Here is a 21,707-nt window from a genome sequence, read left to right as displayed (position 1 = left end):
TGAGCGATAGATGAGCGCACACCACCACCACGGCCATCACCATGGCCACAGCCACGGCCATCTCACCGGAGCGATGCTCAGCCGCGACGAGCAGCGCGCCGCCGCCCGCCAATTGAGCCTGGCCATGCTCGCCCTCGGCCTGTTGCTGCTCGGCCTGCTCTGGCGCTGGCTGGCGCCGCAGCAGGAAGGCGTGGCGCAGATGCTGCTGGGCGTCGCCTCGCTGCTGGTGGCGGTGCCGGTGCTGCGCTCGGCCGCCGCCAGCCTGCGCCACCCCAGCCTGCACGGCATCACCGACCAACTGATCGCCCTGGCGATGCTCGGCGCCTGGGCCACCGGCGACCTGCTGACCGCGGCGCTGCTGCCGATCATCATGATCTTCGGCCACGTGCTGGAGGAGCGCAGCGTGATCGGTTCCCAGGAAGCCATCGAGGCCCTCGGCCGCCTGACCCGCAGCCAGGCCCGGCGCATCCGCGCCGACGGCGCCGTGGAGGAAGTGGACAACGCCCAACTGCGCGCCGGCGACCAGGTGGAAGTGCGCGCCGGCGACCGCGTGCCGGCCGACGGCCGGGTGCTGGACGGCCAGGCCAGCCTGGACACCGCGCCCATCACCGGCGAGTCGGTGCCGCTGGAGGCGCAGGCCGGGATGGAAGTCTACGGCGGCGCCATCAACCTCGACGGCCTGCTGCGCATCGAGGTGACGCGCACCGGCGAGGAATCCACCCTGGGCAAGGTGATCGCCCTGATGCAGCGCGCCGAGCGCGCCAAGCCGCCGATCACCCGCCTGCTGGAGCGCTACGCCGGGCGCTACATGGTGCTGGTGCTGCTGATCGCCGCGGTCACCTGGTTCGTCACCAACGACCCCCAGGCCATGCTCGCCGTGCTGGTCGCCGCCTGCCCCTGCGCCCTGGTGCTCTCGGCGCCGGCCACGGCCATCGCCGGCATCGCCGTGGCAGCACGCCACGGCATCCTGATCCGCAGCTCGGCCTTCCTCGAGGAACTGGCCGACCTGACCTCGCTGGTGGTCGACAAGACCGGCACCCTGACCCACGGCAGCCTGCGCCTGCAGGCCCTGCGCGGCGAGCCCGGGGAAGACCCGGCGGCGCTGCGCCAACTGGCCGCCAGCCTGGGCGCGGCCAGCAGCCACCCGGTCAGCCGCGCCCTGGCCGCGCTGGTGCCCCACGATGCCTACCACCCGCTGGAGGACATCCGCGAACGCCAGGGCCTGGGCGTCATCGCCCACACCCCGCAGGGCGAGGCGGCCCTGGGCCGGCCCGAGCTGTTCGCCCAACTGGGCATCGCCACCGCGCCGGTGCCCGAGCACGACGGCCCCATCGCCGGCCTGGCCCTGGGCGGGCGCTTCCGCGCCTGGCTGCTGCTGGCCGACAGCCTGCGCCCGGAAGCGCCCCAGGCCATGGCCGAGCTGCGCGAACTGGGCCTGGGCCGCCAACTGCTGCTCACCGGCGACCGCCAGAGCGTCGCCGAAGGCGTGGCGCGCGAGGTGGGCATCGCCGAAGTCAGCGCCCAGGCGCTGCCCGAAGACAAGCTGCACCGCGTCGGCGAGGAAATCGACAAGGGCTTCCGCCCGCTGGTGGTGGGCGACGGCATCAACGACTCGCTGGCGCTCAAGGCCGGCGTGGTGGGCGTGGCCATGGGCGCCGGCGGCGCCGACATCGCCCTGGCCTCGGCCGACGTGGTGCTGATCGGCAGCGACCTGCGCCGCCTGGGCACCTGCGTGCGGCTGAGCCGCCAGTGCCGGCGCACCCTGCAGGTGAATGTGGCGATCGGCCTGGGCTGGACCCTGGCCATAGTCGCGGCGGCTGCCTTCGGCCTGCTCGGCGCCGCCGGGGCGATGATCGCCGCCGTGCTGCACAACCTCAGCACCCTGCTGGTGCTGGGCAACGCCGGGCGCCTGCTGCGCTTCGACGAAAGCCTCGGCCAGGCGCGCCCGGCGGGGCCCACCGGGGAGCCGGTCGGCGCCTGAGGAGCAGCGGGCACGGTGCCTATCGGGTATGATGGGCGCCGTTTCCGCATCTTTCACCCGGTCTCTATCATGACTTCCTCGCAACAGCCGCCGCGCGACGACAGCGCGGACACCCCGGCCCAGGCCCCGCTGTCCCTGGCCGAACTGACCCGCGCCGCCCTCGCCGCGCAGAAGGACGCCGCCGCCGGCTACCAGCCGCGCAAGGCCCACGACAAGGATGTACGCCGCCCGCCGGCGCCCCGCGGTTCGCGCCGCTCCATGGGCAAGCGCTGAGCGCCCCGGCGGGGAGCAAATGGCCGCCGGGCTTGTCGAAACAGGCCCGACATCCTCAGAATGACCGGCTCGCACCTTTGCCGGTCGCAGACAAGGAGAGGCAATGAAAGCGATTCCCCTGTTGCTCGGCGCCAGCCTGCTGGTGCTGGGCGGCTGCAAGACCTTCGGCGGCCACTACGAGATAGACGCCGTCGACGCCAACGGGCAGAAGCTCAACAAGAAGTCCTTCCTGGCCCAGGGCAGCGGCATCTACACGGTGCGCAACGCGCTCTGCTCCAGCTATCCCAAGGCCACGGTGATCATCCGTGATATCGACGCCGACCAGGAACTGGAAGGCGAAAGCCCCTACCATTGCAAATGACCATGAAACGACTGCTGCTGATCGGCGTGGGCGCCGGCGACCCCGAGCAACTGACCCTCCAGGCGGTCAAGGCATTGAACCGCGCCGACGTGTTCTTCCTGCTCGACAAGGGCGCCAGCAAGACCAAGCTGCTCGACCTGCGCCGCGACATCTGCGAGCGCTACGTCGAGCGCGGCGATTACCGCGTGGTGGAAGCCGAACTGCCGGAGCGCGAGCGCGGCGTGGCCGACTACGCCGGCAGCGTGGTGGACCTCAACGCGGCCAAGCAGGCGCTGTTCGAGCGGCTGATCGACGAGCACGTGGCCGAAGACGAATGCGGCGCCTTCCTGGTCTGGGGCGACCCGGCGCTGTACGACAGCAGCATCCGCATCCTCGACGCCATCCTCGCCAGCGGCCGGCTGCGCTTCGACTACGAAGTCATCCCCGGCATCACCAGCGTGCAGGCCCTGGCCGCGCGCCACCGCATCCCGCTCAACCACATAGGCGGCGCGGTGCAGATCACCACCGGCCGCCGCCTGGCCCGCGAAGGCCTGCCCGCCGGCGTGCAGGACGTGGTGGTGATGCTCGACGCCCAGGACAGCTACACCGGCCTGCGCGGCCAGGACCTGGAAATCTTCTGGGGCGCCTACGTCGGCACCCCGGACGAACTGCTGATCGCCGGCCGCCTGGACGAAGTCGCCGAACACATCCGCGACACGCGCCTGAAGGCCCGCGAGGCCAATGGCTGGATCATGGATACCTATCTGTTGCGGCGGGTGGAGAATCAATAATGTGCGCTCGGTGTTTGCCACGGGTGGCAGTGCCGTCAATGTACGCACTATCGCTTCGGATGCCTGCGCAGACTCGGACCCGATATCGCCATGAAGGCCTATGAACCACCGCTTGCCCTTTCCGCTTCACTGCTGCGATTGGTCGGTGAAATCTGCGAGCGGGTCGGTCGGCTTTCGGTGGGTGGCGACTCGGCATTGACGCCTCAACTACGGCGCGGCAACCGTATCCGTACCATCCAGGCCTCTCTGGCCATCGAAAACAACACCCTCAGCGTCGAGCAGGTCACTGCCGTGCTGGAGGGGAAGCGGGTGCTGGGATTGCCCCGTGAAATCCAGGAAGTGCGCAATGCCTTTCGCGCCTATGAATACCTGCCTTCCTGGCACCCGACCTCTCAACCCGATCTATTGGCAGCCCACGCCAGCCTGATGGAAGGGCTCATCGACGACGCGGGGCATTTTCGACAGGGTGGTGTCGGCATCTACCGGGGTGACCAACTGCTACACATGGCGCCGCCGGCCAACCGTGTCCCGACGCTGGTGGGGCAGTTGCTGGAGTGGCTGGGCCATACGGACTGGCACCCGCTACTGGCGAGTTGTGTTTTTCATTACGAGTTCGAATTCATTCACCCGTTCGCCGATGGCAACGGGCGCATGGGACGACTCTGGCAGACCTTGATACTCAGTCGCTGGAATCCGCTGTTGGCTTACTTGCCGGTGGAGACGGTCATCCATGCTCAGCAGGAGGCCTACTACGCGGCCTTGGCCGAGGCAGATCATGTTGCACAGGCGACGCCCTTCGTTGACTACATGTTGCGGGCATTACTGGCAGCCATGGACGAAGTCGCGCAGACCGAACAAGTAAGCGATCAAGTTACCGATCAAGTAAACGAGAGCGTGCAACAGCTGTTGCAGGCTTTCAACAAGGGAGAAGCCCTCAAGTCCTCGGAAATCATGCGCAGGTTGGGGTTGTCGCACCGGCCAACCTTCCGGAAGAACTACCTGGGGCCGGCGATGGCGTCCGGATTGCTGGAAATGACCCAACCAGATTCTCCGCGCAGTCCCCTGCAGTGTTATCGCTTGACCGATCCGGGTCGGCGCAGGCGGGTTTCCGACTAGCCGTGGCGATGGGTATCGCTTCGCTCAACCCATCCTACGAAAGGCGCTCCGTAGGGCGTATAACCGTTCGCGGTTATACGCCGATACGCCGGGGCCACAGCCAACGCCACGGTTGGCCTTGGCGCCGCCGGGGGCCGAGGCCAAACGGCGGATAACGCCGCGGGCGTTATGCGCCCTACGTGCCATGGGGGGCGGTTTTTCACCGCTCGAACTTCTGCGCCTGCCCCTGCTGCAACGTCCAGCCCACCACCTCTGCCGCCAGGCGGTCGGTGGCCTGGCCGAAGGCGCTGACCACTTCCGGCACCTTTTCCCCGGCGGCCGGCTGGCGGACCTCGAAGCGTCGTGTCGCGACGATGCGCTGGGTGGCGCTGCGCACCAGGCGGGCTTCGAGGATGACCACCGCTTCCACGCCCTTGTCGCGGTATTCGGCCTGGAAGGCGCGCAGGTCGCCGCCCAGTTCCAGGTCGGCCTGCAGGCTGACTTCGTCGCTGCTCAGGGCCTGGATGCGGCCGTCGGCGCGGAAGGCGTCGAGCAGGCGGTCGCGCAGCAGCGGCGGGGCGCCGTCGGCCCAGCGCGCGCCCTTGTAGACGCTGAGCAGGTCGCCCCTGGGCTGCACGGCGATGCGGTTGCTGTCCAGCACCTGGCTGGTCCTGGGCGCCAGCACCCGCAGCGACCAGTCCACCGCCGGGGTGGCGCGCGGCGGTTGCTGCTGCGCCGGCAGCAGGTAGATGTCCGGGGTCTCCGCCTTGGGCAGGATCGAGCAGGCCCCGAGCAGGGCGGCGAGGGCGCTGTAGCCGAGCAGGCGCAGGGGGGCCTTCATGGTTGGAACTCCTTGGTGCGGTTGCCGCCGAACAGGTAGTTGGTCGGGTTCTCTTCCAGGCGCCGGGTGACCCGCTGCAGGTTCTCCAGGGTGGCGCGCAGTTCGCGCACCGCCGGGCCTATCTCGCCCAGGCCGTTCAGCCCGCCGTTGACCGAGTCGTAGTTGCTGTCGAGCAGGCGCTCGACCTTCTCGCTGCTGCGTTGCAGCGCGGCGAGGGTCTGCTGGGCGCTGACCAGCGAATCCTTGCCCTGGCTGCCGAGCAACTGGTTGGCGTTGCCCAGCAGCTGGCTGGCGTTGGCCAGGGTCAGCTTGGCCTGTTCGCTGGCCGCGGCCAGTTCCTGCACGGTGCGGCGGATGTCGCCGCGTTGCTCGGCGATCACCGCGGTGGCCTGGTCGATGTGGTCGAGGGTGCGGCTGATGCGGTCGACGTTCTCCTGGGAGAACATGCGGTTGACGTTGTTGATCAGGTTGCTGACGTTGGTGGCGATGTCCTCGCCGTTGGCCAGCAGCTTGCTCAGCGGCGAGGGGATGGTCTTGATCACCGGCACCTGGCCGTCCTTGCCCACCAGCGGCGGGCTTTCCGGCGAGCCGTTGCTGAGCTGGATGATGGCGGTGCCGGTGACCCCGGTGATGGCCAGCTTGGCGCGGGTGTCCTGGCGGATCGGCGTCTGGTCGAACACGCGGATGCGCGCCAGCACCTTGCGCGGGTCGCGCGGATCGAGCCGCAGGCTGACCACGTCGCCGACCTTGATCCCGCTGTACTGCACGGTGCCGCCCTGGGACAGGCCGGTCACCGCCTCGGTGAAGATCACGTCGTAGTAGTTGTACTGCTGGTCGCTGCTGTTCTTGGCCAGCCACAGGCCGAAGAGCAGGCCGCCGGCCGCCACCAGCACGGTGAACAGGCCGATGACCACGTGGTGGGCGCGGGTTTCCATTCAGTTCTCCTCCCGCAGGCGGTCCGCCGCCTGCTGCGCGGCACGGCCGCGCGGGCCGTGGAAATAGTCCTGGACCCAGGCGTCGGGGTTGGCCGCCACCTCGTCGAGGCTGCCGACCACCAGCACGCGCTTCTGCGACAGCACGGCGACGCGGTCGCAGATGGTGTAGAGGGTGTCCAGGTCGTGGGTGACCAGGAACACGGTGAGGCCGAAGGCCTCGCGCAGGGTCAGGATCAACTGGTCGAAGGCCGCCGCGCCGATCGGGTCGAGGCCGGCGGTGGGCTCGTCGAGGAACAGGATGTCCGGGTCCAGGGCCAGGGCGCGGGCCAGGGCTGCGCGCTTGACCATGCCGCCGGACAGCTCCGCGGGATACTTGTCGCCGGCTTCCGGCGGCAGCCCGGCCAGGGAGATCTTCACCTTGGCCAGGTACTCGGCGTCGTCGCGGGTGAGCCCGGCGTGCTCGATCAGCGGCAGGCAGACGTTCTCGCTGACGGTCAGCGAGGAGAACAGCGCGCCGTTCTGGAACAGCACGCCGAAGCGCCGTTCGATCTTCGAGCGCTGCTCCGGCGGCAGTTCCAGCAGGTTCTGCCCGAACACGTGGATCTGCCCCTCCTGGGGCCGGCGCAGGCCGATGATGGCGCGCAGCAGCACCGACTTGCCGGTGCCGGAGCCGCCGACCACGCCGAGGATTTCGCCGCGGCGCACGTCCAGGTCCAGGTGCTCGTGCACCGCGTGGTCGCCGAAGCGGTTGCACAGGTCGCGGACCTGGATGATGGCTTCTTCGCTCACCAGCCCATCTCCATGAAGAACAGCGCGGCGATGGCGTCGATGAGGATCACCGCGAAGATCGACTGGACCACCGCCGAGGTGGTGTGCTCGCCCACCGACTGCGCGCTGCCGCTGACGCGGAAGCCTTCCAGGCAGCCGATCACGGCGATCACGAAGGCGAACACCGGCGCCTTCACCAGGCCCACCAGGAAGTGCTGCACGGCGATGTCGTTCTGCAGCATGACCATGAACATGCGCGGCGAGATGTCCAGCGACAGCGCGCAGACCACGCCGCCGCCGACGATGCCCGAGAGCATCGCCAGGAAGGTCAGCAGCGGCAGCACCAGCAGCAACGCCAGCACCCGCGGCAGCACCAGCAGTTCCATCGGGTCCAGGCCCAGGGCGCGGATGGCGTCGATCTCCTGGTTCGACTTCATCGAGCCGATCTGCGCGGTGAAGGCGCTGGCGGTGCGCCCGGCGAGGAGGATGGCGGTGAGCAGCACGCCGAACTCGCGCAGGAACGAGAAGCCCACCAGGTCGACGGTGTAGATGGCCGCGCCGAACTTGTTCAGCACGGTGGCGCCGAGGAAGGCCACCACGGCGCCGACCATGAAGGTCAGCAGGGCCACGATGGGCACGGCGTCCAGGCCGGTCTGCTCCATGTGCGCGGCCAGCGAGGTGGGCCGCCAGCGCCGTGGGTTCAGGGCGCAGCGCGCCAGGCTTTCGAGGGTCAGGCCGATGAAGCCGAGCACGCCCACCAGGTCCTTCCAGAAGACCTCCATGGCGCGGCCGATGCGTTCCAGCAGGTCGACCAGGGCGTTGCCTGGCGGCGGCTTCTTCTCGTGCAGGCGGCACTGGGTGATGGAGCTGCCCACCGCGCGCAGCAGGTCGCGGCGCTCCCTGGGCACCTCGGCGGCGATCTCGTCCAGGCGCTGCAGGCCGCTGGCGCCGATCAGGTCGGCGAGCAGGCTGGCGCCGGCGGTGTCGAGGGCGCCGAGCCGGCTGAAGTCGAAGCCCCCGGCGTGGGTCCGCTGGCCGTCGAGGGCACCGACCTGGCGCTGCAGGTCGGCGAAATGGGCGAGCGTCCAGTCGCCGCTGACTTGCAGCAGTGGCGGGGAGGCGGAGGTGTCCAGGCGCAGCTGGCCGGCTTGAGCGGTTTCGGTCATCCCACGGAGTCTAGCGGAGTTGTGTGACGAGACCATCCGTCGCCTTCCACTCAGGGCGGTTACAGGATGTTTCTTGACATTGTTAGCAAGCTATTTAATAGTTCGGTCAACGATTTTGCCGGTATGTCTGCATGCCTGCTTTCCTCTCGCTGTTCACCGAGTTCTTTCGCGCCGTGCTGCGCCCGCGTCGCACGGACCTGCAGTTCGCCAGCAAGTCGCTGCTGGCCGGCATTCTCGCGCTCTACCTGGCGTTCCGCTTTGAGTTGCAGCAACCGCAATGGGCGCTGGTCACGGTATTCGTGGTCAGCCAGCCGCTGAGCGGCATGGTGGTGGCCAAGAGCGTGTTCCGCCTGCTCGGCACCTGCATCGGGGCCGTGGTCTCGGTGGCGCTGATCGCCCAGTTCGGCCAGGCGCCGCTGCCATTCCTGCTGGCCATGGCCGCCTGGCTGGCGTTCTGCACCGCCGGCGCCTCGCTGCTGCAGAACTTCTCTTCCTACGGTTTCGTGCTCGCCGGCTATACCACGGCGATCATCGCGCTGCCTTCCAGCGCCGCGCCCATGACGGTGTTCGACCAGGCCGTGGCGCGCTGCTCGGAGATCGGCCTGGGCATCCTCTGCGCATCGCTGGTGAGCATCGTGCTCTGGCCGCGGCGCGTGCAGCAGCAACTGGCGGAGCAGGGCAAGGGCGCCTGGGAAACCGGCCTGCAGGCGGCCGCTGCCGAACTGACCGGCGCCGACGAGCGCGGCCCGCTGATCCGCGCCATGGGCCGCATCGTGGCGGTGGACGCGCAGCGCGAACACGCCTGGTTCGAGGGCGAGAGCGGCCGGCGCCGGGCCCAGGCGCTGCGGGTGCTGAACGCCGACCTGCTGGGCCTGCTGCGCGCGGCGCGCAAGGTGGCGCGGGAGTGGCGGCTGCTGGACCAGGCCGCGGCGGCCGCGCTGGAGCCCTGGCGGCGCGAGGTCATGGAACTGCTGGAGAAGGCCGGGTACCGCGCCTTCGAGGACTGCCGCGAACGCCTCGGCGCCGCCGCGCGGGAACGCGACAACGCCCAGCAACGCCTGTGCCTGGAATGCCTGGCGCGCACCCTGGAGATGGCCGGCGAGGCCCAGCGCAGCATGCAGGCGCTGGTCTACGGCGAGGCGCCGCGCAACGCGCCGGGGGTGATCGTCTGGCACCGCGACATCGAGCGTGGCCTGCTCTACGGTCTGCGCAGCGCCCTGGCGTTCCTCTGCGTGTCGGCCTTCTGGCTGGCCACGGCCTGGCCCAGCGGCCTGGGCGCGGTGTCCATCACCGGCGTGGTGCTGAGCCTGTTCGCCAGCCGCGACAACCCGGCCGGCGCCGGGCTGAACTTCCTGCGCGGCATCGTCCTGTCGGTACCTTTTGCCGGCGTCGCAGGCCTGGTGATACTGCCGTTGTGCGATGGCTTCCCGGCGTTGGCGCTGGTGCTGGGCGTGCCGCTGTTCATCGCCGCGCTGTGCATGACGCGGCCGCCGATCGCCGCCATCGCCTCGTCCTTCTGCATCTTCTATGTGAAGAACATCGGGCCGAGCAACGAGATGAGCTACGACCTCGGCCACTTCCTCAATTCGGCGCTGGCCACCGTGATCGGCGTGGCCTTCGCCGTGCTGGTGTTCAACCTGGTGCGCCTGGCGCCCGGGCAGCGCCATTACCGCCGCGTGCTGGCGGCCATCCTCGCCGACCTCGCGCGGCTCACCCGCGGTCCGTTGCCGCCGCTGGAGGTCTGGTTCGACGGCCGCAGCGCCGACCGCCTGCTGCGCCTGGCGCAGTTCTACAAGAACCTGCCGGCCGAGCGCCGCGCGCGCTGGCGCGGCGGCCTGCTGGCGCTGGACCTGGGCGACGAGCTGCTGTTCCTGCGCGCGCGCCTGGCCGCTGCCCGCGGCCCCGTGCGCCGGGCCCGCGACGCCTACCTGCTGTGTTTGCACGACCTGTTGCTCGCCGGCGGCCCGCGCGCCGGCCGCGAGCAGGCCCTGGAGGCGGCCAGCGTGGCGCTGTTCAAGGCCCTGGAAAACGACCACCGGCTGCCCGCCGAGGACCGCGAACTGGCTCGCGCCACCCTGGTCCAGCTGCAGTTCATCTGGCTGCGCTGGTGCCGCCAGGACCCGGCCGCCGCGCCCGCGCAGCAGGCGCGACCCATCGCCGCCTCCGATTGACCGGCCACCCCGCCTGCCTCTAAGCTGCGCGCCTGCTACAGGTGCCCTCGGCCATGGCCGAAGGTGAAACAGGGAAGCCGGTGCAACCGAGTCAATTCGGTCATTCCGGCGCTGCCCCCGCAACGGTAGGCGAGTCACGCGGACGCAACAGCCACTGTGCCAACGGCATGGGAAGGCGCAGCCGCAGAGGTCCGGTGACCTTCACTCGCGAGCCCGGAGACCGGCCCGTAGCGACGACGACGCGCAGGAAGCCGTCGGGCGCTGCCCAGGCCGCGCTCCGATCGCCCCGCGTCATCCCGGTTTACTAGCCGCGCGGGTGAGAGCGGTGGAGCGATCAGGCAGATGAGCATTCTCCTTCCAGCCACGGCCCCGCGCCGCGCGGCTGCTTTCCGTCGTCCCTCCCGCACGCCCCTTCAGCCCCGGTGCCTTGGCATCGCGAGCACGGCCGCCTTCGGCCAGGAGACCCAACGATGAGCGAATCCCCGGAAAAGGACGAGCGCCACCGCGCGCGCATGCAGCGCAAGAAGGACGTGATCGACGAGAAGATCGCCCAGGCCCGGGACGAGCGCGGCGTGCTGCTGGTGCTCACCGGCAACGGCAAGGGCAAGAGCAGCTCGGCCTTCGGCATGCTCGCCCGCGCCCTCGGCCACGGCATGCAGGCCGGCGTGGTGCAGTTCATCAAGGGCGCCGCGAGCACCGGCGAGGAAGCCTTCTTCCGCCGCTTCCCCGAGCAGGTGCGCTACCACGTGATGGGCGAGGGCTTCACCTGGGAGACCCAGGACCGCCAGCGCGACATCGAGAAAGCCCGGCAGGCCTGGGACGTGGCCCGCGAGCTGCTGGCCGACCCGGCCGTCGGCCTGGTGCTGCTGGACGAGCTGAACATCGCCCTCAAGCACGGCTACCTGGAACTGGACGCCGTGCTTGCCGACATCGCCGCGCGCCCGGCGCACCAGCACGTGGTGGTCACCGGCCGCGCCGCCCAGCAGGGCATGATCGACGCCGCCGACACCGTCACCGAGATGGGCCTGGTCAAGCACGCCTTCAAGGCCGGCATCAAGGCGCAGAAAGGGGTGGAGTTCTGATGACCCGGGCGCGCCAGTGCCCGGCGCTGCTGATCGCCGCTCCCGCCTCGGGGCAGGGCAAGACTACCGTCACCGCCGCCCTGGCCCGCCTGCACGCGCGCCAGGGGCGCCGGGTGCGGGTGTTCAAGGTCGGCCCGGACTTCCTCGACCCGATGATCCTCGCCCGCGCCAGCGGCGCGCCCGTGCACCAGCTCGACCTGTGGATGGTCGGCGAGGCGCAGAGCCGCCGGCTGCTCTGGGAAGCGGCGGGGGAGGCCGAGCTGATTCTCATCGAAGGGGTGATGGGCCTGTTCGACGGCACGCCCTCGGCGGCCGACCTGGCGCGCACCTTCAATGTGCCGGTGCTCGGCGTGATCAACGGCCAGGCCATGGCGCAGACCTTCGGCGCCCTGGCCGTGGGCCTGGCCACCTATCAGCCGGGCCTGCCGTTCTCCGGCGTGCTCGGCAACCGCGTCGGCAGCCAGCGCCACAGCGACCTGCTGCGCGACAGCCTGCCGGAGTGGATCCGCTGGTACGGCGCGTTGCCGCGCAGCGCCGACCTGGAACTGCCCAGCCGCCACCTGGGCCTGGTGCAGGCCGAGGAACTGGCCGACCTGGACGCGCGCCTGGACGCCGCCGCCGACGCCCTGGCCGCCAGCAGCGCGGTGGACCTGCCGCCGCCGGTGACTTTCGCTGCGCCCACCGAGCGCGAACTGCAAGCGTCCCTGGCCGGTGTGCGCATCGGCGTGGCGCGGGATGCCGCCTTCGCCTTCCTCTACCAGGCCAACCTCGACCTGCTGCGCGAGCTGGGCGCCGAGCTGAAGTTCTTCTCGCCGCTCACCGACGAACGCCTGCCGGAGGTGAACAGCCTCTACCTGCCCGGTGGCTATCCGGAACTGCACCTGGCGCAGCTGGAGAACAACCGCGCCATGGCCGAGGCCATCCGCGCCCACCACGCCGCCGGCAAGCCGCTGCTGGCCGAGTGCGGCGGCATGCTCTACCTGCTCGATGGCCTGACCGACGCCGAGGGCCGCAGCGGTCGACTGCTCGGCCTGCTGCCCGGCCGCGCCACCCTGCAGAAGCGCCTGGCCGCCCTGGCCCTGCAGGAAGTGGAACTGCCGGAAGGCCCGCTGCGCGGCCACACCTTCCACCATTCGCTGCTGGACAGCCAACTGGAGCCGGCCCTGCGCGGCACCTGCCCGAACGCCAAGCCGGTGGCCGAGGCGGTGTTCCGCCTGGGTCGCCTGACCGCGTCCTATATCCACTTCTACCTGCCGTCGAACCCGGCGGCCGCCGCCGCGATCTTCCGCCCATGAACGAGCACGCCTACAGCCCCGAGGAACGCGCGGCCATCTACCGCGCCATCGCCGAGCGCCGCGACATGCGCCACTTCAGCGGCGGCGAGGTGGCCCCGGCGCTGCTGGCGCGGCTGCTGGAGGCGGCGCACCAGGCCCCCAGCGTCGGCCTGATGCAGCCCTGGCGCTTCATCCGCATCACCCGCCCGGCACTGCGCGAGGCCATCCACGGCCTGGTGGAGGCGGAGCGGGTGAAGACCGCCGAGGCCCTGGGCGAGCGCTCCGAGGAATTCATGCGGCTGAAGGTCGAGGGCATCCGCGACTGCGCCGAGCTGCTGGTGGCGGCCCTGGCGGACGGCCGCGAGGCCCACGTCTTCGGCCGCCGCACCCTGCCGCAGATGGACCTGGCCTCGCTGGCCTGCGCCATCCAGAACCTCTGGCTGGCGGCCCGCGCCGAAGGCCTGGGGTTGGGCTGGGTGTCGCTGTTCGATCCCGCCGCCCTGGGCGAACTGCTCGGCCTGCCGGCGGGCAGCGAGGCGGTGGCGGTGCTCTGCCTGGGCCCGGTGGCGGAGTTCTACCCGGCGCCCATGCTGGCCCTGGAAGGCTGGCGCCAGCCGCGCCCGCTGAACGAACTGCTTTATGAAAATCACTGGGGAGAACGCCCATGAGCCTGGCCCTGCTGAGCGTTGCCGGCGTGGCCCTGGACGGCCTGCTGGGCGAGCCGAAGCGCTGGCACCCGCTGGTGGCCTTCGGCCGCCTGGCCGATCGCCTGGAGCGCCGCTTCAATCGTTCGCGTACTCCGGACCTGCCGGTTGGCAGCGTCGACTCCCTCGCCCTTCAGGGGGGGCCGCCTTCCGGAGAGGGCCGGGGAGAGGGCGCTCTTCTTCCAACTTCCCCAACCTCCGATAACCACACCCCCGGCCTCGGCTGGCGCAGCCACGGCGTCACCGCCTGGGCCCTGGCCGTGTTGCCGCTGACCTTCATCACCTGGCTGTTGACCCTGGTCCCGCACCTTGGCTGGCTGGTCTCCGCCATCGCCCTCTACGCCGCCATCGGCCTGCGCAGCCTGGGCGAGCACGCCGAGCCCGTGGCCCTGGCCCTGCGCGACGGCGACCTGCCCGAGGCGCGCAAGCGCGTGGGCTATATGGTCAGCCGCGAGACCGCCGGACTGGACGACAGCGCCGTAGCCAAGGCCGCCACCGAATCGGTGCTGGAGAACGGCAGCGACGCGGTGTTCGCCGCGCTCTTCTGGTTCGCCGTGGCCGGCGCGCCGGGCGTGGTGCTGTACCGCCTGAGCAACACCCTGGACGCCATGTGGGGCTACCGCAACCCGCGCTTCGAACGCTTCGGCTGGGCCGCGGCGAAGATCGACGACGCCCTCAACTACATCCCCGCGCGCCTGGTCGCGCTGACCTACGCGCTGCTCGGCAACACCCGCCTGGCCCTGCGCAGCTGGCGCCGCCAGGCGCCGCAATGGGACAGCCCCAACGCCGGCCCGGTGATGGCCGCCGGCGCCGGTGCGCTCGGCGTGGCCCTGGGCGGCAATGCCGTCTACCACGGCGAACTGCATGAACGCCCGCAACTGGGCGAAGGCCCGGCGCCAGGCGCCCGCGACATCTGGCGGGCCCTGGCCCTGGTGCGCCAGGGCGTGCTGCTGTGGCTGCTGGCGATCCTCGGCCTGGGGGCGCTGCTGCATGCTTGAGCACGGCGGAAAGCTGCGCGCGGCCGCGCAGCGCTACGGCATCGCGCTGGAGGACTGGCTCGACCTGTCCACCGGCATCGCGCCCTGGCCCTGGCCGTTGGCGGACATCCCCGCCAGCGCCTGGCAGCGCCTGCCGGAAGAGGATGACGGCCTGGAGCAGGCCGCGCGCGACTACTACGGCTGTGACTCATTGCTGCCGCTGCCCGGCAGCCAGGCGGCGATCCAGGCCTTGCCGCGCCTGCGCGCACCGGGCCGGGTCGGCGTGCTCGCGCCTTGCTACGCCGAACATGCGGCGGCCTGGAAACAGCATGGCCATGAACTGCTGGAACTGGCCGACGATGAGGTGGACGGCCTGGTCGACCAGCTCGACGTGCTGCTGCTGGTCAACCCCAACAACCCCACCGGCCGACGCTTCGACAGCCAATGCTTGCTGGCCTGGCACGAGCGCCTGCGCGCCCGCGGCGGCTGGCTGGTGGTGGACGAGGCCTTCATGGACTGCACCCCCGGGTACAGCCTGCTGCCCCTGGCCGGCGGCCTGCCGGGCCTGGTGGTGCTGCGTTCGCTGGGCAAGTTCTTCGGCCTGGCCGGTGCGCGCCTGGGCTTCGCCTTCGCCGAGCCATCGCTGCTGCGGGGCCTGGCCGAGCTGCTCGGGCCCTGGGCGGTGAGCGGGCCGACGCGCTGGGTGGCCCGGCACGCGCTGGCCGACCATGCGCGGCAAGGTGAACGCCGCGCAGCGCTGGAGCAGGCCGGCGCACGCCTGGCCGCGCTTCTGAAAACGCACCGGTTGCTGACCCAGGGCACCGCGCTGTTCCAGTGGCTTGCCTACCCTCGGGCCGGCGAACTGCACGAGCACCTGGCCCGCCGCGGCATCCTCGTGCGCCTCTTCGACAGCCCGCCGAGCCTGCGCTTCGGCCTGCCCGCCGACGAAGCCGGCTGGCAACGCCTGGACCAGGCCCTCGGCGAATGGAGCCCGACATGACCACCCCGATGGTGCAAGGCACTACTTTAATGGTGCAGGGCACCACCTCCGACGCCGGCAAGAGCACCCTGGTGACCGCACTGTGCCGCTGGCTGCGCCGCCAGGGCGTGGCGGTGGCGCCGTTCAAGCCGCAGAACATGGCGCTGAACAGCGCGGTGACGGCCGACGGCGGCGAAATCGGCCGCGCCCAGGCGGTGCAGGCCCAGGCCTGTCACCTGGCGCCGCACACCGACATGAACCCGGTGCTGCTCAAGCCCAACAGCGACGTGGGCGCCCAGGTCATCATCCATGGCCGCGCGGTGACCAGCATGAACGCCGTCGCCTATCACGACTACAAGAGGGTCGCGAAGCAGGCAGTGCTGGAGTCCCACGAGCGCCTGCTCGACGCCTACCAGGTGGTGATGGTGGAAGGCGCCGGCTCCCCGGCGGAAATCAACCTGCGTGCCAACGACATCGCCAACATGGGCTTCGCCGAGGCGGTGGATTGCCCGGTGATCCTCATCGCCGACATCGACCGCGGCGGCGTCTTCGCCCATCTGGTAGGCACCCTGGAACTGCTTTCCGAGAGCGAGCGGGCGCGGGTGAAGGGCTTCGTCATCAACCGCTTCCGCGGCGACATCGCCCTGCTGCAGCCGGGCCTGGACTGGCTGGAGGAGCGCACCGGCATCCCGGTGCTGGGCGTGCTGCCCTACCTGATGGACTTCCACCTGGAAGCCGAGGACGCCATCGACACCCGCCAGGCCGCCAAGGCCGGGGAAAGCCTGAAGGTGGCGGTGCCGGTGCTGCCGCGCATCAGCAACCACACCGACTTCGACCCGCTGCGCCTGCACCCGCAGGTGCAACTGATTTTCGTCGGCCCCGGCCAGCCGCTGCCGGCGGCGGACCTGGTCATCCTGCCCGGCTCCAAGAGCGTGCGCGCCGACCTGGCCTTCCTCCGCGCCCAGGGCTGGGACGCCGCCATCGAGCGCCACCTGCGCTATGGCGGCAAGCTGCTGGGTATCTGCGGCGGCTTGCAGATGCTCGGCCGCACGCTGTCCGACCCCCACGGCCTGGAAGGCGCCGCCGGCGGCAGCGCCGGCCTCGGCTGGCTGGAGCTGGACACGGTGCTGGAACCGGAGAAGCAACTGCGCAACGTCCGTGGCCGACTGGCCCTGGAAGACGCCGAGGTCGGCGGCTACGAAATCCACGCCGGCGTCACCAGCGGGCCGGCATTGGAGAGCCCTGCGGTGCGCCTGGACGATGGCCGCTGCGACGGTGCGCTCAGCGCCGACGGCCAGGTCATGGGCACCTACCTGCACGGCCTGTTCGAATCCCCCGCCGCCTGCGCCGCGCTGCTGCGCTGGGCCGGCCTGGGCGAAGTGCAACAGCTGGACTACCACGCCCTGCGCGAGCGCGACATCGAGCGCCTGGCGGACCAGGTGGAGGCGTATCTGGACACGCAGAAGCTGAAATCCCTATGTAGCCTTTGAGCCGGGGGCAATCGATGGGTATCGCTTCGCTCCACCCATCCTACGAAAAGCGTTCCGTGCGGAGAAAACCCATGCTTGAACTCATCCTCGGCGGCGCCCGCTCCGGCAAGAGCCGCCTGGCCGAGCGCCTGGCCCGGGACAGCGGCCTGCCGGTCACCTATTTCGCCACCGCGCAGGCCGGCGACGGCGAGATGGGCGAGCGCATCCGCCAGCACCGCGACCGCCGTCCCGCCGAATGGGGCCTGGTGGAGGAGCCGCTGCATCTGGCGCGGGCCCTCGCCGAGCACGCCGCGCCGGACCGCTGCCTGCTGGTGGACTGCCTGACGCTCTGGCTGACCAACCTGCTGCTCGCCGACGACGGCGCGCACCTGCAACACGAAGTGAACGAACTGCTGGCCACGCTGCCGGCCCTGCCGGGCCGCATCCTCCTGGTCAGCAACGAAACCGGGCTGGGCGTGGTGCCCCTGGGCGAGCTGACGCGGCGCTACGTCGACGAGGCCGGCTGGCTGCACCAGGCCCTGGCCGAGGCCAGCGAGCGGGTGGTGTTCACCGTCGCCGGCCTGCCCATGACCCTCAAGGGAGACCCCGTATGAGCCTGCAATGGTGGCGCGAAGCCTGCCAACCCACGGACCGCGTGGCGCGCGACAAGGCCGCCGCGCGCCAGGACCAGTTGACCAAGCCGCGCGGCGCCCTGGGCCGCCTGGAAGAGGTGGCCGTGCACCTGGCCAGCCTGCAGGGCCGCGAGCGGCCGAGCCTGGAGCACCTGTGGATCGCCCTGTTCGCCGGCGACCACGGCGTGGTGGAGGAGGGCGTCTCGGCCTACCCGCAGGCGGTGACCGGCGAGATGCTACGCAACTTCGTGCGCGGCGGCGCGGCCATCAGCGTGCTGGCCCGCGACCTGGGCGCGCGCCTGGAAGTGATCGACCTGGGCACCGCCGTGCCCCTGGAACCGCTGCCCGGCGTGCTGCACCTGATGGTCGGCGCCGGCACCCTGAACTTCGCCCGCGAGCCGGCGATGACCGCCGCGCAGTGCCTGATCGCCCTGGAAGCCGGGCGCGAATCCGTGCGCCGCGCGCAGCAGGCCGGCAGCGAGCTGTTCATCGGCGGCGAGATGGGCATCGGCAACACCACCTGCGCCGCGGCCCTGGCCTGCGGCCTGCTGGGCGAGCGCGCGGCTGCCCTGGTCGGCCCCGGCACCGGGCTGGATGCGCAAGGCGTGGCGCACAAGGCCGAGGTCATCGAGCGCGCCCTGGCCCTGCATGGCGGGCACTGCGCCGAGCCCTTCGAGGCCCTGTGCCGCCTCGGCGGCTTCGAGGTGGCGGCCCTGGCCGGCGCCTACCTGGCCTGCGCGCAGAAGGGCATCGTCGCCCTGGTGGACGGCTTCATCTGCAGCGTCGCGGCGCTCTGCGCGGTGCGCTTCAACCCGCAGTGCCGCGACTGGCTGCTGTTCGCCCACAGCGGCGCCGAGCCCGGCCACCAGCGCGTGCTCCAGGCCCTGGAGGCGCAGCCGCTGCTGGACCTGGGCCTGCGCCTGGGCGAGGGCAGCGGCGCCGCCCTGGCTGTGCCGCTGCTGCGCCAGGCCTGCCGGCTGCACGCCGGGATGGCCACCTTCGCCGAGGCGGCGGTGTCGGACCGCCCGGCATGAGCCTGCGCCTGGACTTGCTGCGCCACGGCGAAACCGAACTGGGCGGCGGCTTCCGCGGCCGCCTGGACGACGCCCTGACCGCCGCCGGCTGGGCGCAGATGCAGGCCGGCCTGGGCCTGGAGCAGCCCTGGGAGGCCCTGGTCAGCTCGCCGCTGCGCCGTTGCGCCGCCTTCGCCGAGCGCCTGTCGGCCGCAAGCGGCCTGCCATTGCACCTGGAACCGGACCTGCGCGAGATGGATTTCGGCGAGTGGGAAGGGCTTTCCGCAGCTAAGCTGATGGAGACTGATAGCGATGCGCTAGCCCGCTTCTGGAACGACCCCTACGCCTTCACCCCGCCGGGCGGCGAACCGCTCGCGGCCTTCGAGGCGCGGGTGTTCGCCGCTCTGCAGCGGCTGTACGCGACGCATGCCGGAAAGCACCTGCTGCTGGTGACCCATGGCGGCGTGATGCGCCTGCTCGGCGCGCGCGCCCAGGGCCTGCCGCGCGAGCAGTTGCTGCAGGTGAGCGTCGCCCACGGCGAACGGCTGGCGCTGCGCATCGAGCCGCAGGCCGGCGGCTGGAGCATCCAACCGGTCGAGTCCGCCGTGAGCGCGCCCCGATGAGCAACCTGTTCCTGCCGTTGATCGCCCTGCAGTTCCTCAGCCGCATCCCGATCCGCCTGGGCGAGGTGCCCACGCCCGAGCAGTTCGGCCGCGCCACCTTGTTCTACCCGCTGGTAGGCGCGCTGATGGGCGGCGGGCTCTACGCCCTGGGCTACTTCTTCGGCGAGACCTACCTGCTGCTGCACGCCGCGCTGCTGCTGGCCGTGTGGGTGGCTTTCAGCGGCGCCCTGCACCTGGACGGCCTGGCCGACACCGCCGACGCCTGGGTGGGAGGGCTGGGCGACCGCGAGCGCACCCTGGCGATCATGAAGGACCCGCGCAGCGGCCCGGTGGCGGTGGTGGTGCTGGTAGTGCTGTTGCTGGTGAAGTTCTGCGCCATCGCGGCGCTGCTCGACGCCCACCACTTCTGGGCCCTGCTGCTGGCGCCTTGGCTGGCGCGGGTGGCCCTGCCGCTGCTGTTCCTCACCACCCCCTACGCCCGCCCCGGCGGCCTCGGCCAGGCCCTGGCCGACCACCTGCCGCGCCGCGCGCTGCCCTGGATGCTGGCGCTCAACGCCGCGCTGATGCCGCTCACCGGCCTGAGCGGCCTGGTGGCGCTGGTGGTGGCGCTGGCGGTGTTCCTCTGGTGGCGCAACCGGCTGATGGCGCGGCTGGATGGCACCACCGGGGATACGGCGGGGGCTTTGGTGGAGTTGGTGGAGTGTGCGGTGTTGGTGGCTCTGGCGATTTAGCCAGGCATGCCATCGCCCTGCCCACACAGTTCCATGTAGGAGCGCGCCCTGCGCGCGAATCGCGGGCAGGGCCCGCTCCTACAGGTTGACGCCGAATTTCCAGTCCATACCGAACGGTCCCCTCTCCCTTCAGGGAGAGGGCTGGGGAGAGGGAGCGGACTTCCCGCCGGGCACCTCACCCCCAGGCGAACACCCTCACCCCAAGGTCTCCGGCGGCGCCTCGTAGCTCCCCGACTCATAGCTCACTCCATGCCGCATCCTCGGCGGCGCATCCCCCGCATGCAGGCTGGTGACCGTGTCGATGATGGTCTTGTCCTCCAGCGTCATGCGGTCGAGCATCCTCAGGTGGGCGATCCAGTTGTCCACCAGGAACACCTCCTGCCAGGCCTCCTTGTCGCTGATGTCGCGGTACAGCGCCCAGCGTTCGGCGCCGTTGCGCAGGCGCAGGCGGCGCAGCGCCTTGGCCGCGCGGACGAAGTCGCGGGTGCGCTCGGCCGGGATGCGGTATTCGATGGTCACCAGCACCGAGCCGCGCTGGGTGTCGAAGACGAAGGTCGGCTCCCCCGGCAGGGTGCTGGGCGCGCGGGCGATGCTGCCGGGGTTGAGTTCCGGCAGGCGCGAGTTGTACAGCAGCGCCACCGACACCAGCAGCAGGCAGCCGGCGGCCAGCAGCGCACCCTGCACGCCCAGGGTGCCGGCGAAGTGGCCCCAGAGGAACGAGCCCAGCGCCAGGCCGCCGTAGATGGCGGTCTGGTACAGCGCCAGGGCGCGCGCCTTGACCCAGTCCGGCACCAGTATCTGCACCGCCGAGTTATAGCTGGCCACCGCGGCTATCCAGCAGCTGCCGCCAAGGATGAGAGCGGGGAACAGCACCCAGAGGCTGTCCACCGTGCCGAGGATGAGCAGCACCAGGCCGAGGGTGCCGCCGCCCAGGCTGATCAGCCGGCTGGTGCCGATCACCTTGCGCAGGCGGCCGACCAGGGTGCTGCCGAGGATGGCGCCCAGGCCCAGGGCGCCGAGCATGTAGCCGTACACCGAGGCGTTGCCGTCGGGGTTGCGGTGCGCCAGCAGCGGCAGCAGCGCCCAGACCGCGCTGGCCGACAGGCCGAATACCGCCGAGCGCAGCATCACCAGGCGGGTGACGCTGGAGTACTGGGTGAAGCGCAGCGCCGCCACCACCCCTTCGACGATGTGCTCCGGCGGCAGGGTGCGCTTGGGCACCTCGCGGCGCCATTGCCAGATGGCCCAGATCAGCGAGGCGTAGCACAGGCAGTTGAACAGGAACACCCAGGGCGCGCCGGTGGCCGACAGCAGCAGGCCGCCGATGGCCGGGCCGACCGCGCGGGCGACGTTGTAGTTGACGCTGTTGAGCAGCACCGCGTCGCCCACCAGGCGCGCCGGCACCTGCTCGTTCACCGCCGCCTGCCAGGCCGGGATGGTGATGGAGCTGCCCAGGGACAGCCAGAGGATGGACGCGATCAGCAGCAGCGGGTCGAGGTAGCCGAGGAACGCCAGCAGCGTCACCAGGGCGGCGCCGGACAGTTCGATGGTGAGGCCGACGAGCATGATCTTGCGCCTGTCGTGGTTGTCCGCCAGCACCCCGGAGAGGATCGACAGCAGCACCAGCGGCAGCGCCGAGGCGACCTGGATCATCGCCACCATCAGCGGGCTGGCGTGGGCCTCGGTGACCACCCAGGCGGCGGCCACCGACTGCGCCCAGGTGCCCAGGTTGGCGAACAGGTTGCAGATCCAGATGATGCGGAAGGCCGCGATGCCGAACGGGGCGAGCACACCGCTGCGCTGGGGATCGGCCTCGTTCTTCAGCGGCAGGTCGTTCTTCGGTGAAACGGATTGCAGCATGG

21 protein-coding genes and 1 riboswitch are annotated in these 21,707 nt (G+C 70.8%); of the genes, 16 read left to right on the top strand and 5 right to left on the bottom strand.

Annotation, left to right across the window (positions count from 1 at the left end; genetic code table 11):
* Positions 1–10 precede the first annotated feature (10 nt).
* The 5 genes from FG99_RS05285 (at position 11) to FG99_RS05265 (ending at position 4,501) form a co-directional block, all read left to right on the top strand.
* Positions 11–1,981 carry a cation-translocating P-type ATPase gene (locus FG99_RS05285; RefSeq protein ID WP_043267751.1) on the top strand — a complete coding sequence of 657 codons (1,971 nt, stop codon included), beginning with the start codon at positions 11–13 and terminating at the stop codon, positions 1,979–1,981.
* A 69-nt stretch (positions 1,982–2,050) separates the two neighbouring features.
* Positions 2,051–2,254, top strand: coding sequence for a hypothetical protein (locus FG99_RS05280; protein ID WP_009618454.1), 204 nt, complete (start codon positions 2,051–2,053; stop codon positions 2,252–2,254).
* A gap of 103 nt (positions 2,255–2,357) precedes the next feature.
* Positions 2,358–2,615 carry a hypothetical protein gene (locus FG99_RS05275; RefSeq protein WP_009618451.1) on the top strand — a complete coding sequence of 86 codons (258 nt, stop codon included), beginning with the start codon at positions 2,358–2,360 and terminating at the stop codon, positions 2,613–2,615.
* Between the two features lie 2 nt (positions 2,616–2,617).
* Positions 2,618–3,385 (top strand): precorrin-6A synthase (deacetylating), encoded by a 768-nt coding sequence (gene cobF / locus FG99_RS05270; RefSeq protein WP_043267995.1) that lies wholly within the window; start codon positions 2,618–2,620, stop codon positions 3,383–3,385.
* Between the two features lie 90 nt (positions 3,386–3,475).
* Positions 3,476–4,501, top strand: a complete 1,026-nt coding sequence (locus tag FG99_RS05265; protein WP_043267749.1) for a Fic family protein — start codon at positions 3,476–3,478, stop codon at positions 4,499–4,501.
* 199 nt (positions 4,502–4,700) lie between these two features.
* On the opposite strand, the gene FG99_RS05260 is transcribed toward FG99_RS05265, so the two are convergent.
* Genes FG99_RS05260 through FG99_RS05245 form a run of 4 tightly spaced genes read right to left on the bottom strand, consistent with a single transcriptional unit; the run spans position 4,701 to position 8,190 of the window.
* The gene (locus tag FG99_RS05260; protein WP_043267747.1) at positions 4,701–5,321 is read right to left on the bottom strand and encodes an ABC-type transport auxiliary lipoprotein family protein; all 621 of its coding nucleotides are present in this window, start codon (positions 5,319–5,321) and stop codon (positions 4,701–4,703) included.
* Complete coding sequence (locus tag FG99_RS05255) at positions 5,318–6,256, bottom strand: MlaD family protein (protein WP_009618444.1); 939 nt, start codon at positions 6,254–6,256, stop codon at positions 5,318–5,320. Before FG99_RS05255 ends, FG99_RS05260 begins: the two co-directional genes overlap by 4 nt.
* Positions 6,257–7,048, bottom strand: coding sequence for an ABC transporter ATP-binding protein (locus FG99_RS05250; RefSeq protein ID WP_178132241.1), 792 nt, complete (start codon positions 7,046–7,048; stop codon positions 6,257–6,259).
* Positions 7,042–8,190, bottom strand: a complete 1,149-nt coding sequence (locus FG99_RS05245) for an MlaE family ABC transporter permease (RefSeq protein ID WP_024128234.1) — start codon at positions 8,188–8,190, stop codon at positions 7,042–7,044. Before FG99_RS05245 ends, FG99_RS05250 begins: the two co-directional genes overlap by 7 nt.
* Positions 8,191–8,321: 131 nt before the next feature.
* Here FG99_RS05245 and FG99_RS05240 point away from each other — a divergent pair, with 131 nt between their 5' ends.
* The 11 genes from FG99_RS05240 (at position 8,322) to FG99_RS05190 (ending at position 19,845) form a co-directional block, all read left to right on the top strand.
* On the top strand, positions 8,322–10,361 hold the full coding sequence (locus FG99_RS05240; RefSeq protein WP_043267746.1) for an FUSC family protein: 2,040 nt from the start codon (positions 8,322–8,324) through the stop codon (positions 10,359–10,361).
* Between the two features lie 22 nt (positions 10,362–10,383).
* A riboswitch (cobalamin riboswitch) is annotated at positions 10,384–10,605 on the top strand.
* Positions 10,606–10,831: 226 nt separating this feature from the next.
* Positions 10,832–11,443, top strand: coding sequence for a cob(I)yrinic acid a,c-diamide adenosyltransferase (gene cobO, locus FG99_RS05235; RefSeq protein ID WP_043267745.1), 612 nt, complete (start codon positions 10,832–10,834; stop codon positions 11,441–11,443).
* Complete coding sequence (locus FG99_RS05230; RefSeq protein ID WP_043267744.1) at positions 11,443–12,738, top strand: cobyrinic acid a,c-diamide synthase CobB; 1,296 nt, start codon at positions 11,443–11,445, stop codon at positions 12,736–12,738. Before cobO ends, FG99_RS05230 begins: the two co-directional genes overlap by 1 nt.
* Complete coding sequence (bluB, locus tag FG99_RS05225) at positions 12,735–13,385, top strand: 5,6-dimethylbenzimidazole synthase (RefSeq protein WP_009618436.1); 651 nt, start codon at positions 12,735–12,737, stop codon at positions 13,383–13,385. The genes FG99_RS05230 and bluB overlap by 4 nt, the downstream gene beginning before the upstream one ends.
* Positions 13,382–14,419 carry an adenosylcobinamide-phosphate synthase CbiB gene (cbiB, locus tag FG99_RS05220; protein WP_043267743.1) on the top strand — a complete coding sequence of 346 codons (1,038 nt, stop codon included), beginning with the start codon at positions 13,382–13,384 and terminating at the stop codon, positions 14,417–14,419. The genes bluB and cbiB overlap by 4 nt, the downstream gene beginning before the upstream one ends.
* Positions 14,412–15,398 (top strand): threonine-phosphate decarboxylase CobD, encoded by a 987-nt coding sequence (gene cobD, locus FG99_RS05215; RefSeq protein ID WP_043267742.1) that lies wholly within the window; start codon positions 14,412–14,414, stop codon positions 15,396–15,398. Before cbiB ends, cobD begins: the two co-directional genes overlap by 8 nt.
* An 8-nt stretch (positions 15,399–15,406) precedes the next feature.
* Positions 15,407–16,867, top strand: coding sequence for a cobyric acid synthase (locus FG99_RS05210; RefSeq protein WP_043267993.1), 1,461 nt, complete (start codon positions 15,407–15,409; stop codon positions 16,865–16,867).
* A 71-nt stretch (positions 16,868–16,938) separates the two neighbouring features.
* The gene (cobU, locus tag FG99_RS05205; protein ID WP_043267738.1) at positions 16,939–17,460 is read left to right on the top strand and encodes a bifunctional adenosylcobinamide kinase/adenosylcobinamide-phosphate guanylyltransferase; all 522 of its coding nucleotides are present in this window, start codon (positions 16,939–16,941) and stop codon (positions 17,458–17,460) included.
* Positions 17,457–18,512 (top strand): nicotinate-nucleotide--dimethylbenzimidazole phosphoribosyltransferase, encoded by a 1,056-nt coding sequence (cobT, locus tag FG99_RS05200; protein ID WP_043267736.1) that lies wholly within the window; start codon positions 17,457–17,459, stop codon positions 18,510–18,512. Before cobU ends, cobT begins: the two co-directional genes overlap by 4 nt.
* The gene (gene cobC / locus FG99_RS05195) at positions 18,509–19,114 is read left to right on the top strand and encodes an alpha-ribazole phosphatase family protein (RefSeq protein ID WP_043267734.1); all 606 of its coding nucleotides are present in this window, start codon (positions 18,509–18,511) and stop codon (positions 19,112–19,114) included. Before cobT ends, cobC begins: the two co-directional genes overlap by 4 nt.
* Positions 19,111–19,845 (top strand): adenosylcobinamide-GDP ribazoletransferase, encoded by a 735-nt coding sequence (locus FG99_RS05190; RefSeq protein ID WP_043267732.1) that lies wholly within the window; start codon positions 19,111–19,113, stop codon positions 19,843–19,845. Before cobC ends, FG99_RS05190 begins: the two co-directional genes overlap by 4 nt.
* Before the next feature lie 195 nt (positions 19,846–20,040).
* On the opposite strand, the gene FG99_RS05185 is transcribed toward FG99_RS05190, so the two are convergent.
* Positions 20,041–21,705 carry an MFS transporter gene (locus tag FG99_RS05185; protein ID WP_043267730.1) on the bottom strand — a complete coding sequence of 555 codons (1,665 nt, stop codon included), beginning with the start codon at positions 21,703–21,705 and terminating at the stop codon, positions 20,041–20,043.
* Between the last annotated feature and the right edge of the window lie 2 nt (positions 21,706–21,707).

This window comes from Pseudomonas sp. AAC, from assembly GCF_000725445.1.
GTDB classification, from domain to species: domain Bacteria; phylum Pseudomonadota; class Gammaproteobacteria; order Pseudomonadales; family Pseudomonadaceae; genus Pseudomonas; species Pseudomonas citronellolis.
This window is presented reverse-complemented; position numbering and strand designations above follow the sequence as displayed.

Bases quoted from the DNA above. Each gene is read 5' to 3' on its own strand.
- cobO (WP_043267745.1), top strand. From the start codon at position 10,832: ATGAGCGAATCCCCGGAAAAGGACGAGCGCCACCGCGCGCGCATGCAG.
- FG99_RS05185 (WP_043267730.1), bottom strand. From the start codon at position 21,705: ATGCTGCAATCCGTTTCACCGAAGAACGACCTGCCGCTGAAGAACGAG.
- FG99_RS05240 (WP_043267746.1), top strand. From the start codon at position 8,322: ATGCCTGCTTTCCTCTCGCTGTTCACCGAGTTCTTTCGCGCCGTGCTG.
- cobU (WP_043267738.1), top strand. From the start codon at position 16,939: ATGCTTGAACTCATCCTCGGCGGCGCCCGCTCCGGCAAGAGCCGCCTG.
- FG99_RS05255 (WP_009618444.1), bottom strand. From the start codon at position 6,256: ATGGAAACCCGCGCCCACCACGTGGTCATCGGCCTGTTCACCGTGCTG.
- cobC (WP_043267734.1), top strand. From the start codon at position 18,509: ATGAGCCTGCGCCTGGACTTGCTGCGCCACGGCGAAACCGAACTGGGC.
- FG99_RS05245 (WP_024128234.1), bottom strand. From the start codon at position 8,190: ATGACCGAAACCGCTCAAGCCGGCCAGCTGCGCCTGGACACCTCCGCC.
- FG99_RS05285 (WP_043267751.1), top strand. From the start codon at position 11: ATGAGCGCACACCACCACCACGGCCATCACCATGGCCACAGCCACGGC.
- FG99_RS05265 (WP_043267749.1), top strand. From the start codon at position 3,476: ATGAAGGCCTATGAACCACCGCTTGCCCTTTCCGCTTCACTGCTGCGA.
- cobD (WP_043267742.1), top strand. From the start codon at position 14,412: ATGCTTGAGCACGGCGGAAAGCTGCGCGCGGCCGCGCAGCGCTACGGC.
- cobT (WP_043267736.1), top strand. From the start codon at position 17,457: ATGAGCCTGCAATGGTGGCGCGAAGCCTGCCAACCCACGGACCGCGTG.
- FG99_RS05230 (WP_043267744.1), top strand. From the start codon at position 11,443: ATGACCCGGGCGCGCCAGTGCCCGGCGCTGCTGATCGCCGCTCCCGCC.
- FG99_RS05190 (WP_043267732.1), top strand. From the start codon at position 19,111: ATGAGCAACCTGTTCCTGCCGTTGATCGCCCTGCAGTTCCTCAGCCGC.
- cbiB (WP_043267743.1), top strand. From the start codon at position 13,382: ATGAGCCTGGCCCTGCTGAGCGTTGCCGGCGTGGCCCTGGACGGCCTG.
- FG99_RS05280 (WP_009618454.1), top strand. From the start codon at position 2,051: ATGACTTCCTCGCAACAGCCGCCGCGCGACGACAGCGCGGACACCCCG.
- FG99_RS05275 (WP_009618451.1), top strand. From the start codon at position 2,358: ATGAAAGCGATTCCCCTGTTGCTCGGCGCCAGCCTGCTGGTGCTGGGC.
- cobF (WP_043267995.1), top strand. From the start codon at position 2,618: ATGAAACGACTGCTGCTGATCGGCGTGGGCGCCGGCGACCCCGAGCAA.
- FG99_RS05260 (WP_043267747.1), bottom strand. From the start codon at position 5,321: ATGAAGGCCCCCCTGCGCCTGCTCGGCTACAGCGCCCTCGCCGCCCTG.
- bluB (WP_009618436.1), top strand. From the start codon at position 12,735: ATGAACGAGCACGCCTACAGCCCCGAGGAACGCGCGGCCATCTACCGC.
- FG99_RS05210 (WP_043267993.1), top strand. From the start codon at position 15,407: ATGGTGCAAGGCACTACTTTAATGGTGCAGGGCACCACCTCCGACGCC.